Annotated in this window: 10 protein-coding genes and 3 pseudogenes; 6 read left to right on the top strand and 7 right to left on the bottom strand. The window is 58.6% G+C overall.

From position 1 onward, the window contains the following. Positions 1 to 186: 186 nt before the first annotated feature. The gene (locus tag P9292_RS41225; RefSeq protein WP_309965707.1) at positions 187 to 678 is read right to left on the bottom strand and encodes a hypothetical protein; all 492 of its coding nucleotides are present in this window, start codon (positions 676 to 678) and stop codon (positions 187 to 189) included. Positions 679 to 913: 235 nt separating this feature from the next. After that, positions 914 to 1,078, bottom strand: a pseudogene (locus tag P9292_RS41220) (ATP-binding protein); the annotation flags it as partial. Between the two features lie 101 nt (positions 1,079 to 1,179). Here P9292_RS41220 and P9292_RS41215 point away from each other — a divergent pair. Beyond that, entirely contained in the window at positions 1,180 to 2,463 is a 1,284-nt protein-coding gene (locus tag P9292_RS41215) for an IS256 family transposase (protein ID WP_309966496.1), read from the top strand. Here P9292_RS41215 and P9292_RS41210 read toward each other — a convergent pair. Beyond that, on the bottom strand, positions 2,445 to 3,251 hold the full coding sequence (locus P9292_RS41210) for a HAMP domain-containing sensor histidine kinase (protein ID WP_309965704.1): 807 nt from the start codon (positions 3,249 to 3,251) through the stop codon (positions 2,445 to 2,447). The two genes, P9292_RS41215 and P9292_RS41210, sit on opposite strands and share 19 nt — an antisense overlap. Beyond that, a complete protein-coding gene (locus P9292_RS41205) occupies positions 3,241 to 3,489 on the bottom strand; it encodes a hypothetical protein (RefSeq protein ID WP_309853329.1) in 249 nt (82 codons plus the stop codon). The genes P9292_RS41210 and P9292_RS41205 overlap by 11 nt, the downstream gene beginning before the upstream one ends. Positions 3,490 to 3,511: 22 nt before the next feature. On the opposite strand from P9292_RS41205, the gene P9292_RS41200 reads away from it, so the two are divergent. Beyond that, positions 3,512 to 4,012 (top strand): response regulator, encoded by a 501-nt coding sequence (locus P9292_RS41200; RefSeq protein WP_309965700.1) that lies wholly within the window; start codon positions 3,512 to 3,514, stop codon positions 4,010 to 4,012. A 286-nt stretch (positions 4,013 to 4,298) separates the two neighbouring features. Continuing rightward, positions 4,299 to 5,334 (top strand): annotated as a pseudogene (locus P9292_RS41195) (IS110 family transposase). Positions 5,335 to 5,642: 308 nt separating this feature from the next. Here the strand turns inward: P9292_RS41195 and P9292_RS41190 are convergent. Beyond that, positions 5,643 to 6,908, bottom strand: coding sequence for an IS256 family transposase (locus P9292_RS41190; RefSeq protein ID WP_309965697.1), 1,266 nt, complete (start codon positions 6,906 to 6,908; stop codon positions 5,643 to 5,645). A gap of 648 nt (positions 6,909 to 7,556) precedes the next feature. On the opposite strand from P9292_RS41190, the gene P9292_RS41185 reads away from it, so the two are divergent. Then, the gene (locus P9292_RS41185; RefSeq protein ID WP_309965695.1) at positions 7,557 to 8,549 is read left to right on the top strand and encodes an alpha/beta hydrolase; all 993 of its coding nucleotides are present in this window, start codon (positions 7,557 to 7,559) and stop codon (positions 8,547 to 8,549) included. A gap of 549 nt (positions 8,550 to 9,098) precedes the next feature. Continuing rightward, a pseudogene (locus tag P9292_RS41180) lies at positions 9,099 to 10,079 on the top strand (SDR family oxidoreductase). A 240-nt stretch (positions 10,080 to 10,319) separates the two neighbouring features. Here P9292_RS41180 and P9292_RS41175 read toward each other — a convergent pair. After that, the gene (locus P9292_RS41175; protein ID WP_309853321.1) at positions 10,320 to 10,826 is read right to left on the bottom strand and encodes a ferritin-like domain-containing protein; all 507 of its coding nucleotides are present in this window, start codon (positions 10,824 to 10,826) and stop codon (positions 10,320 to 10,322) included. Between the two features lie 310 nt (positions 10,827 to 11,136). Between P9292_RS41175 and P9292_RS41170 the strand changes: the two genes are divergently transcribed. Beyond that, positions 11,137 to 12,306 carry a zinc-dependent alcohol dehydrogenase gene (locus P9292_RS41170; protein ID WP_309965692.1) on the top strand — a complete coding sequence of 390 codons (1,170 nt, stop codon included), beginning with the start codon at positions 11,137 to 11,139 and terminating at the stop codon, positions 12,304 to 12,306. A 76-nt stretch (positions 12,307 to 12,382) separates the two neighbouring features. On the opposite strand, the gene P9292_RS41165 is transcribed toward P9292_RS41170, so the two are convergent. Then, positions 12,383 to 12,574 (bottom strand): hypothetical protein, encoded by a 192-nt coding sequence (locus tag P9292_RS41165; protein ID WP_309965689.1) that lies wholly within the window; start codon positions 12,572 to 12,574, stop codon positions 12,383 to 12,385. Positions 12,575 to 12,750 lie beyond the last annotated feature (176 nt).

Genomic DNA, 12,750 nt, shown 5'->3' with positions numbered 1-12,750 from the left:
TTTCGCGCGACCGCCGCGCAACCCCCTTCTTCTGGGCCACATGTTCGACGAGCCGACCGAAATGGGTGGATGTCTCTGTCTATCCTCGGGATTTCCAGACGTCGATTGCCGTCTTCGAATTGCACTCCGTGCGGAAAACGTAACACTTGGGATTGTCGATCGGTCATTGCGTCAGTTCTAGCGGGGTTACAAGCCGTCACTCAATCTGATCGTCAGCCTCCTCGTCCGCGCGAGGCTGCGCTTCCTTGCTACCAACATGCAGTCGACCTTATCGAATGCGGCGACGATCGTGTGCAAGCGCGTCTCGCGCATTTGCCTGTCGTACTCGTTGACGATTTCGTTCAGTTGGTCGATGAGCCGTCGCGCATATTCGCATGTTTCATCGGCGCTGCCGGCGGCCATGACTCGCGCCATGCGTCGTCTTGCCTCTTGAAGCAACGAGAGCGGCAACAGCCCGTGACCGTCTTCGGTGGGGAATTCGCATAGAAGCACGATCGAGGACATCTGAAGCAAAGCGGCCCTATCGCCTCTTCCCGTCCGTATTGACTCAAATGCGATGCGCGCCTGCAGGTTCAGTTGGCTTGCGTGTTCATTGCTTAAAGGGAGATACAGACGCTTGTTCTGCCGGTTGCGAATTGGCTTTCTTCCGCTCGAGCTTTGTTTCTTGGATACAGCCATACAGCGATTCGGTCCATGGGAGGCGTCAGCGCGACGCACAGGAAATTCTGGAACGAGACGGCCGCACTTATCACGAATTACGCTTGGGCGGCTCGATGTCCGCACTTCACCAGCCTCGACGCTCAGCACTTCGAGCGACAAGCGCGGCCATCCCCGTCCATGAACGGAAGGATCCCAAAAGGCCGACGGGATGATGCCGCCCAGTCGGGCGGGCATCGTTTAGGCGCGGTTAGCGTTAAGGGCTTGTCCCTGCAACTCTTGGGATTGTTACCGTAAATGCCGTCTTGGCTTCGTTCGACTCGACGTCGATGTTTCCGTTATGCGCTTGTGCAATGATGCGACAGATGTACAGTCCCAGCCCCATGCCGGACGAAACACGTTTTTGCGAGCTATCGTTGAAACTGGTGTACGCGGCGTGGAGAAGAGACGGAAGAAGGCGGTGGCGATTGAAGGAGAATGTTGCTTCTCACGGTAACACTTCCACAATCGAACTCCACCACCATGGCGAAACATACGCAGGAAACTAGCGGCAGTCAAACAGCAGAAGAAGCACAAGTCGCGAGGGCCGCCGGCCTGGACGATCTGATTCAGCAAGGGGCGCGGCGAATCATCCAGCAGGCAATCGAGGCGGAACTGGCAGTGATGCTCGAGCAATATTCGAATGTGAAGACGATCGATGGGCGGCGGGCGGTCGTGCGCAACGGCTACCTGCCAGAGCGCGAGATCGTTACGGCCGTGGGACCGGTGCCTGTTCAGGTGCCGAAGGTTCGCGATCGTTCGGGCTCCGGCATCAAGTTCAATTCGACGATCGTACCGCCGTATGTGCGCAAGTCGCCGCGGGTGTCGTCGTCGCTACCGTGGCTGTACCTGCGTGGTGTCTCGACGGGCGACATGGGCGAGGCGCTATCGGAGTTGCTGGGCGAGCAGGCCAAAGGGCTGTCAGCAAGCGTCGTGAGCCGTCTGAAGGGCGCATGGTCAGAAGAGTACGAGCAGTGGAACAAGCGTGACCTCTCGGCCTCGCGCTGGGTCTACTGGTGGGCCGACGGCATCCATACGCAGGCCCGCGCGGAGGATTCGGACGGGCAGTGCCTGCTGGTGATCATCGGCGTAAAACCGGACGGCTGCAAGGAGCGAGTGGCGCTCAGCGACGGCTATCGCGAATCGAAGGAATCCTGGAAAGAGCTGCTGCTCGATCTGAAGAAGCGAGGTCTGCAGGCGCCGCCGCTGCTGGCAGTCGGCGATGGCGCGATGGGGCTGTGGGCAGCGCTTGAAGAAGTGTTTCCACAGACACAGCACCAGCGCTGCTGGTTCCACAAGGTCGGCAACATCCTCAACGTCATGCCCAAGTCGCAGCACGGCAAGGCCAAGGCGGCGCTTGCTGAAATCTGGAATGCCGCGACAAGAGCCGATGCGATCGTCGCGTTCAACGAGTTCGTCGACACTTACGGGGCAAAGTATCCAAAGGCCGTCGAGAAACTCACGAAGGACCGAGACGAATTGCTCGCATTCTACGACTTCCCTGCCGAGCACTGGCAGCATGTGCGGACCACGAATCCGATTGAATCGACGTTCGCGACGGTGCGCCATCGCACAAGCCGCACACGTAACTGCCTGTCGCGCGCAACCTTCCTCGCGATGGCGTTCAAGTTGATTGAAGCCGCCGAAAAGTCATGGAGGAAAATCCGCGGCGCAGAGAATATCGAGGCGCTTCTGAAAGGTATCCCCTTCAAGGACGGAACCCCGGTGATTGAAAGCACACCGGCTCCTCAATCACTGGCCGCCTGATCACGCCGTCCGATCCGCGTACACCAGTCTTGACGATTGCTCCGTTTTTGCTCGCGTGACGCGCTAGCGCGGGTCAACGGATCAAACAGCGTTGGCAATGCATCAGCTGGAATCGGCGAGCCTTCGTTCGCGACTTTCAGTACGACCTGATGATCATCGCCGCCGACGCTCAGGCAAATGGATCCGGATCCATGGTTGACGGCGTTGGTGAGAAGATTGACGATTAGCTGGCTGAGCTTCGCGCCGTCCCAAAATCCACCCAGTTCGCCCGTCGCCTCCAGCTCGATTTGAGCGTTCGGGCAGGCGGATTGAACCTCGTCGACCGCGTTTCGACAAATACGGCCAAAATCTTGCTGGGTCGGATCGATTGGCAGCTTATCGCCCAAACGCGTGCGCGTATAAACGAAAAGATCGTCGATCATGGTTTTCACGCGCTCCGCACTGCGTTGCAGATTCGCGCCGGCTCGCAAGCTGGTAGGCGACAGATGCTCGTCACGCAGGATTGAGTATGTAGACGCCATGATGGCGCCTACTGGCGAGCGTAGGTCGTGCGCCAGGATGCCGGCGAACATATCTCGAAGGCGTTCCGTGCGTGCCGCAAACTGCCCGACAGACTCTGCGAGCATCTGATCGATAGCTTCGTTGAAGCGGATCATTTGCTCGAACGCGGCCGCGTCAAGCGGCCCGTGGTCCTGCCATCTGCGCAGCACGCTCGCTCGAAGGGCGCGAAATTCGGCGACCAGCGCGTTAATGCCGAAGCCTTGCGAGAGCCGGTCATTAGCATGCACACGTCCAATTTTTAAACATCGAATTGGGTAGGGCTGGTTCCCTTGACTTTGCTTCCTGTTGCTCCCGACTTTGCATCTCGCGCATGTCGATCGCGATGCCGGCGAGTAGCTCGCGTGCCGAATCGCGCAGTTGGGTGTCGTTTAAGTGGCCGTCCTGTGGACTGACGGCTCGCGCATACGCCGTCCAGTCGTCAACCAGCACATCGAAACTCGCTTCAATGAAGTCCGATAGAGTCATAAGGGTCGTCTGTTGATCCGTCATGAGCGGAGAATGGCCCGACTTCGGCCCGAGTCGGAATAATCGTTGCTACGCGCAAATAAAACTTCGGGGATTGTTCGTGGAGCCTCTTCTTACCTCGCGATGGACCGATCGCACCGTTGCTAACCGTCACCCTACCGCCCTGCGTTTGCTTGTCGTTGACGATTATCGCGTGGGAGCCGACGCAATTACTGCGGTCCTGCTGAGCGAAGGCTATGACGTGCGCTGCGTCCTGAGCGGCGATGCCGCACTCAAGCTAATCGATCACTGGATTCCCGACATTGCACTGCTCGACATCAATATGCCCGGGATGGACGGCTTCGAGCTAGCCAGGCGTCTGCGCGAGCTGCATTCAATGAGGGACACCGCCCTCGTCGCGTTCACCTCCCAAGATGAACGCGTCACCCGTTCTGCGGGCGTACAAGTCGGCTTCGACGCTTATTGTCAAAAAACCGGAACGACCGGAGTGCTGCTGCGGTTGCTTGTACGAATAACACATTAACGGAGCCACCCTTGTCTGCACTAGCATAGCGGATCCTGACATGCCTTCCTTTCGGCGAGACGACAACCCGCGCAGGGCTGCATCGTCGCCTTATGGACGCGGGCATTGCTCGCAGTGCTCGCCAACTGCTCGGGTGCGTTGATTCTGTACTGACCGGTTGCGATCTTCTAGAGTGGTGCCCGAGCTATCGTCAAGAGTAATGGAATGGACGCCCCCACCCGAAACGGCATCGATGTGCCAAAGTGGAAGTGTCAATGCAACCACTTGAATGAGGGGAGCGTTCATCATGAAGGTTACGACAGTTGGCATCGATCTGGCGAAAGAACGTTTCTTCCGTCCATGGTGTAAATGAGCACGGCCGAACTGTTCTGAGGAAAGTGCTCAAGCGGAATCACGTTGCGGAGTTCTTCGCCAACCTTCCGGCCTGTGTGATCGGGATGGAGGCATGTGCTAGCGCACACTACTGGGCTCGCAAACTGCAGGCCATGGGTCACACAGTAAGATTAATCGCACCCCAGTTTGTCAAACCGTACGTGAAGACGAACAAGAATGACGCGGCCGATGCCGAAGCAATCTGCGAGGCAGTCGCGCGACCGAACATGCGTTTCGTGCCAGTTAAGACCATCGAGCAGCAATCGGTGTTGTCGCTGCATCGCGTACGCGAGGGTTTTGTCCGGGCACGAACGGCGCAGGCCAACCAGATTCGCGGACTGCTCGCTGAATTCGGGATCGCTGTTCCAAGGGGAATCGGGTATCTCAATCGTCAGGTACCTGAGCTGATAGAAGATGCGGAAAACGAACTAACAGGCTCGTTTCGATTGCTCATCCAGCGCCTCATGGACCATCTGAAGGAGCTTGACAGGCAGGTCCGGGAGCTCGAGGCGCAGATTCAGGCCTGGCACCGTAGTGACGACACGAGTCGACGGCTCGCGCGTGTCCCGGGCATCGGGCCACTTACCGCAAGCGCGCTTGTCGCATCTGTCGGTGACGCGAAGAGCTTCCGGAACTCCCGGCAGCTTGCGGCGTGGCTCGGTCTGGTACCCCGACAGAACTCCAGCGGCGGCAAGAACGTGCTGCTTGGAATCAGTAAGCGCGGTGATACCTACCTGCGAACATTGCTGATCCACGGCGCGCGCTCGCTGCTGCAGGTTGCCAAACGCAAGGAATGCAAGGGCGGCTGGCTGAGTGGCCTGCTGCAGCGGCGGAACGCGAATGTCGCCGCCGTCGCGATCGCGAATAAGAATGCGCGGATCGTCTGGGCGCTGTTGGTCCACGGCCGCGAGTTTCACCCTGATTACCACGCGCCTGCAGCGACCGCGTAACCATCTGCCGCATGCTTACCGCTCAACCGCCAGCAGGAGACTACAGCCGATTGCTCAGGCGATCATGACGTGATGGCGAGACAGGTTAGACCGTGGCTGGGAAACTCTGGGTACACCAATGTGCGCGAAAGCACGCAAGAGTGATGAGAGTCCGGCCAGCATATTCCATCAGGGACAGCCGGCCGTGGGCCGGATAGCGAAGTCCGGATGCATGGCTGCAATCATTACCTGCCCGACGTTACGAACGAGAGCTTGGCAAGCCGGGGGCGTCCATGCATGGTGTATGGGCAGCTTGATAGCGTTCGACTTCAGGCGGCGAGTTTCTGCTGAACCGTTTGATCGCCTTGCACCGGTTCGCCGTCCCTGAAGGCAATGCCCTCCAACAACAGCTTGATCTGTTCGGGGCCGTTGATACGGCGCCAGGTTTTCTCGGCTTGCTCGATCAGCTTGAATGCCAGACCGAGGAAGGTTGGTCGCGACACGCAGTTGCGGGTGCGAGTCGTCCGGTGGCGCACGGTCGCGAATGTCGACTCAATCGCATTGGTCGTGCGCAAATGCTGCCAGTGCTCGGCGGGGAAGTCGTAAAACGACAGCAGGCTCTCCCGGTCCTTCTTCAGCGTTTCGGTCGCCTTCGGATATTTTGCGGCGTAGACCGTCACGAAACGATCGAACGCGGCATACGCGTCGGCGCGCGTCGCGGCCATCCAAATCGCCTGCAGGTCGGCCTTCGCACGCCCCTGCTGCGACTTCGGCAGCGCGTTGAGCACGTTGCCCATCTTGTGGAACCAGCAGCGCTGGCCGCGCGTTGCCGGAAACACTTCCTCCAGTGCAGCCCAGAAGCCCATCGCGCCGTCGCCGACTGCCAGCAGCGGGCCGGCCTGCAAGCCACGCGTTTTCAGGTCAAGTAGCAGCTCCTGCCAGGACGCCTTCGACTCCCGAGACCCGTCGCCGATTGCCACACGCTCCTTGCGTCCATCTGGCCTCACGCCGATGATCACCAACAGGCACTGGCCGTCCGAGTTCTCGCTACGCAGGCCGGTGTGAATGCCGTCGACCCACCAGTACACGTAGCGCGATGTCGACAGATCCCGCCGGTTCCAGTTGGCGTGCTCGTCGGCCCATTGCGCCTTCAGACGGCTCACCACGTTGGCCGACAACCCCTTGGCGTCCTCGCCCAGCAGCACGCTCAGTGCCTCGCTCATGTCGCCCGTCGAGATGCCCTTCAGATACAGCCACGGCAGCGCAGCACTCACTCGCGGCGACTTCCGCACATATGGCGGCACGATCGATGAATTGAACTTCACGCCTGATCCTGAACGATCGCGAACCTTGGGGACCTTCACGGCAATCGGGCCGGCCGCCGTCAATACCTCGCGCTCCGGCAAATAGCCATTGCGCACCACCGCGCGCTGCCCGTGCAACGTCTTGACGTTTTCGAACCGCTCCAACAGCGCCGTCAGCTCCGCTTCGATCGCCTGTTGAATCAACTGCCGGGCTCCGCGACGGACCAATTCGTCCAGACCCAGACCGGTTTCCGATAGACCGACAACCGCTTTTTCCGTAAACTTGTTCATGGTGGATGGTTTGTTGTTTGCTGGTTTCCGACTTCGACAATCAGATTCTCAGCTAAAACCTCCACCGCCTTCAATCTCCCGCCTCAACTCCCCCGTACACCAGATTCGAGCTTAGCTCCTGCCTTTCTTTCGTTGGTTCACCGGTCGGACGTGGCGTCGTTCGCCAGGCGAGACTTCACCCGCGCTGCAAGTGCGCGTGCTGCCGGACAAGCCGCCTCAAGCAATCCGTTACTGCCGGCGCCGAAACCGATACCTACCATTCTCAAGCTGCTTGCAAGTTGGCTTAACATGGGTGGCACAATTCCTTGCACGTAAGGCGTCGACCCCGATTTACCTTACATCCCCGGCACATGGCTTGCTGAATTGTCAGGCCATATTTTCTTTTAGGGCTGCAATCGTGTCGCGCCGGTGGCGCGTCCTCTATAGCTCCGTATCGGTTGGTGCATACAAGGCAGCTTGCACGGCAGAGTCAATGAGTGCTTCCAATAAAAGACACTCGCGCTCGACGAACTTCCAAAACGCTGTGACACACGCTGGCCGCATGCAACCTGCGCATCCGGCTGAGACGCAAGACGTCTCCCGCACTCTAGCTAATTCACCATCGCTATTGCATCCGCGATCCTTTCCAACGATTACTCTGAAAATCCCATGCCTCGTTTCACATCCAAACTTAGGTCTCTGTCCCCTTCAGTTGGCGCCGCCGCGCTTGCTGCCACCGCTGCCGCGGCCGCTGCCCTTTGGAACCGGCATAAAGCAAAACAGGTCGAGCGTGCCCATCCACCGGTTGGCCGGTTTATTGGAATCGATGGAACCCATCTGCATTACTCAGATCGTGGTACGGGTCCGTGCATAGTACTTTTGCACGGTAACATGGTCACACTGCAGGACTTCGAAGCAAGCGGTGTCACCGATGGACTAGCCGAAAATTTTCGCGTCGTGTCTTTCGATCGGCCGGGTTTCGGTCACAGCGATCGGCCGCGCAATCGGCTTTGGACTGCTCAAGCGCAGGCAGCTTTAATACAGCGCGCGCTTAATGAGCTCGGTATCGCAAAGCCAATCGTTGTGGGGCACTCATGGGGAACACTTGTCGCGCTGTCTCTTGCCGTCGATTTTCCCGGGGAATTGCGCGGCCTCGTGCTTATCTCCGGATACTACTTTCCCTCAGCGCGGCTGGACGTTGCAATGACGGCGCCGGTCGCGCTTCCCGTAGTCGGTGATGTGATCCGATACACCGCTTCTCCCTTTGCTGGCCGGTTGCTCATCGGCCAGACAGTCAAGGCGATGTTCTCGCCGCAGCCCGTGCCTGGCGGCTTCTTCGATGCCATGCCTCGTGAGATGCTGTTGCGTCCAGGCCAGATTCGGGCAACGTCGGAAGATGCAGCGTTTATGATCCCAGCCGCCGCGCGATTGCGCGCGCACTACGCTTCAATCGATATACCGGTGCGAATTTTCGCAGGAACCGGCGACAAGATCGTCGATCCGCAAGCGCATGCCGTGCGTCTGCAGGACGTTTTGCCGAACAGCACACTCGATGAGGTGCCCGACGCGGGCCATATGGTGCATCACAAGATCGCCAGCTCGATATGCGCCGCCGTCGCCGATATGGCAACGCGCAATAGTCCTACACTTGTTTCCGTCTGAAGCCGGTCCACAAAGGCAGACATCCCGAGGCAGACCATAGGGTTATCAGGAACGGCTGCCCGGTGCGGCTATGAATGCCGGCACAGGCGCTCCGTGCGACAGCACGCTGTATTCGGATGCGCGATACGGGGCCGCATGGGGACGCTAAGAGAAAGCGAAGCTGCCATTGAAAGAAGTGATGATAACTGCTAACGGGATCCGTTCAAACTTCACAACAGGAGAGTGCGTCGAAGCAATCGATATCCGGTACACCTCCGTTCGAGTGTCAGCAATCTTCTATTCCGAAGGCGTTGGTAGTGAACGGAAGTCGAAGACCGGACTGTGAATATCTCATTCGCCAGACGCCCGCGCTAGCAATCTGCTCGCGATTGTTTCGTGTTTACACGGTCTCGGCCGTTATGATCTAAATTATGATGCGTCGGTTGCTTGCATTGCGGCGCGGGCTTTCCATGACCGCCTCGGCAAAGGGCGGAGGGCCGGGGTATAAGCGAGCGTATGGGTGTTGGGAATGCGGCATGCTCGATGACTGAAACCCGGTTTGGACCCTTCATGCGAATCGAACTCAAGCCGTTGAACGAACAGACAATCGTATTGACCGGTGCGACCAGTGGTATCGAGCTTTCTGTAGCTCGCCATGCGGCAATGGCTAGCGCCCGGCTGATGCTGATTTCCCGCGACGAAGCGTCCCTTGCGTTGCTTGCAATGTAACTCGCACGCGATGGAGCGCCGGCTGTGGCATACACGGCGGCGGACGTCGCTGACGAAAATCAGCTGCAAGCCGCCGCTGATGCCACCGTGGCGCGGTTCGGCGGATTTGACACATGGATCAACAATGCCGGCGTTTCGATTTACGGCCGCCTTGAGGATGTGACGCTGGAAGACCAGCGCAGGCTCTTCAACACAAACTATTGGGGCGTTGTGAATGGCTCGCGTGTCGCAATAAAGCATTTGCGGCAAAGCGGCGGGGCGCTCATCAATCTCGGAAGCGAGCTGTCGGATATTGCAGTACCTCTGCAGGGCGCGTACGTAGCGTCCAAGCACGCGGTCAAAGGCTTTACCGATTCGCTGCGTCTTGAACTGAAGGACGAACGGGCGCCTGTATCGGTCACCCTTATCAAGCCGGCGGGCATCGACACACTGTTTGTCGAGCATGCAAAACATTATCTCGATGACGAACCCAAGCTGCCGCCACCCGTCTACGCGCCAGCCATTGTGGCGAAGGCAATTCTTCATGCAGCGGTACATCCGACACGCGACCTATACGTGGGTGGTGCTTCGAGGGCGATTGCCGGGTTTGGGCGACGCGCCCCACGCCTCTACGACGCCATAGCGAGCCTGGTAGGAGTTAAAGCACAGTTGAAAGGCGAACCGCGGGAAAGCGGCGACGCGCTCTACAAAAGCGGTGGTGGTTTGAGAGAGCGCTCGGGCGAAAATGGCCGCGTACGCGAATTCAGCTTGTACACCAGCGCAAGGTTGCAGCCGCCCGGGGCACGGGCAGCGTTGACGGTGCGGCCACATTGCTGCTTGTGATGGCGGCTCGGCGATACGTGCGCCTGGCGCGCGATCCTCGACAATCTTCGTGAGTGAATGTTCTTCGGTCACTGCAAGCCGCACTGCCCTGCTTGAGCTTTCAAGCGCGAGGCAGTAGCTCGCTCTGTCTGGCAGTACCCGCGCAAGAAATGCAATCCGGACCCCGAATGTCACGCAAGGCAAAGATTCTGCTGTCGCGCGAACGCGAAGACCTTGCTTCTCGCCAGAGAAATGATTCGCCTACTTCTTTGCCTCCTCCCCTGCCGCCGAGCGCTCGAGGTAGCGATTCGAAATGGACGGAATGTGGTCGAGCAGCCACTGCGCCATCGCTTGCTCCTGTGGCAGAATTTGCTCGCACGCGGCTTTCGTTTGCGCGTCACCTACGCGTTCGGCTGCGGCGATAAGAGCCGTGTAAGAGCCAATCTCAAGATTTTCGAAGACATAACTCATGATGGAACCTTTAACGACTTCATCGGTCATCGTCATGCCGCCGACCGCCTGGCCAAAGGCCATCATTTTGGCCGTCAGGTCCTTAACTACTGACGTCGTACCGCCGAGGCGTTCAATACACTGAGCAACGATCTTTTGTTGTCCAAGTGTCTCCTGCAGATGCTGATCGATGCGAGCCTTCAACTCAGGATAGTGCTCAAGCCGGCCGGACTGAGCGCGTAGCATTTGCTCCGCATGTTGCTCCATGGCATGGGCATCGCGTAGCCAGTCGAGAAGGTGGTCTTTCGGTTCAGCCATATCGGCTCCTTGCGTGACGGGAAAGTCGAGGAAGATTTCCTCCGTCTATGGTTGCTGCAATCCGTGTGCCCTTCTACGACGGGCTGCCTGCTCATGCCTGGAAGACGCACCGCGCGTTTCCAACTGTAAAAAGAGCCACGTTCCCTCGGTTTGTCGCGGGCAAGAGGGTTTGTCAGTGTGCCTTACGCTCGGAAGAACTGTGGCGGTATGCGCGTTGCTCGTTGCATTCTGTGGCCGCTTTGGATGGATCGAAGAGGTCTATTGCAACTGCAATGCGGCCGCTTGTGACTGCATCCTCACGGAGAAAGACATGAAGGCGCTGATATGGCAAGGCAAGAAAGATATTCGTTACGAGACTGTTCCAGACCCTCGCATTGAGCACCCACGAGACGCCATCGTCAAAGTATCGAGTTGTGCGATCTGCGGCTCCGACCTGCATCTCTTCGACGGGTTCATGCCCGGCATGAAATCCGGTGACATCATGGGTCATGAGTTCATGGGCGAAGTCGTTGAAGTGGGCAAAGACAACTCGGTATTGAAGGCGGGCGAACGCATTGTTGTGCCATTTACTATTTTCTGTGGTGAGTGCGAGCAGTGCAAACGTGGCAATTTTTCAGTGTGTGAACGAAGCAACCGTAATGCAAGCGCTGCAGACAAGATGTTCGGACATACGACTGCCGGTCTTTTCGGCTATACCCATCTGACGGGTGGATACCCCGGTGGCCAGGCGGAATACGTCCGTGTGCCGTTCGCCGACAAGACCCACATCAAGATCCCCGACGGCCTCACCGACGAACAGGTGCTCTTTCTTGGCGACATCTTTCCAACTGGCTGGCAAGCCGCCGTCCAATGCGACATCGAACCCACCGATACTGTCGCCATCTGGGGCGCCGGTCCGGTTGGACAGATGGCAATACGCAGCGCCGTTCTGCTGGGAGCCAGGCAGGTCATCGCGATCGACCGCGTACCCGAGCGGCTTGCGATGGCGCAAGCCGCGGGCGCGACGACGATCGACTTCGCAAACGAAAGCGTCTTGGAAAGATTGGGCGCGTTGACGCAGGGCAAAGGTCCGGAAAAGTGCATAGACGCCGTGGGCATGGAGTCGCACGCCACCCGATCCATTGACGCACTGTACGACCGCGCAAAACAGACAGTGATGTTGGAGACGGATCGCCCGCATGTGCTTCGTGAAATGATTTACGTTTGCCGCCCCGCAGGCATCTTATCCGTGCCTGGCGTATATGGCGGATTGATAGACAAGATTCCTTTTGGCGCTTCAATGAACAAAGGGCTCACCTGGCGCATGGGGCAAACGCATGTGAATCGTTGGACGGACGACCTGTTACGCCGCATTAGGGACGGACAAATCGATCCGTCGTTCGTCATTACCCATACGGTCGCGCTTTCAGACGGTCCGGACATGTACACAACGTTTCGGGACAAGAAGGATGGCTGCATCAAGGTTGTTCTGAAACCGTGAATGTGTCGGACGGCTTCCCCTCGACTTCTTAACAAGGCTTCTTATGAACTCTCATACTGACTCGGCGGGCCGGGCTTTACGCGCCGGGCGCAACCCACGTTCGCTCGCACGCGGACTCGGATGGTTCAGCCTGGCTATAGGGGCGGCTGAACTCGTTGCGCCGCGTAGCGTCGCCCGTGCCGCCGGCATTGAAGGCAGCCGCGCGCTTGTGCGACTGTATGGCCTGCGCGAAATCGCGTGTGGCGTCGGCATCCTTCTGACGCGTCACCCTGCGCCTTACGTGTGGGCGCGAGTGGGCGGCGATATAGTCGATGTCGCGACCGTGATCGGTAAAGCGGGTGTGCCCTCTCCCCGGCGCCAAGCACGGACGCTCGGCACGTTGGCCAATCTCCTTGGCATAACCGCGCTTGACGTATATACGAGCGTCGCGCTTAGAGGTGAGTC

The organism is Caballeronia sp. LZ001, assembly GCF_031450875.1.
Classification (GTDB): Bacteria; Pseudomonadota; Gammaproteobacteria; order Burkholderiales; family Burkholderiaceae; genus Caballeronia.
The sequence above is the reverse complement of the archived record's forward strand: the minus strand, read 5'-3'. Positions and strand labels throughout refer to the sequence as shown.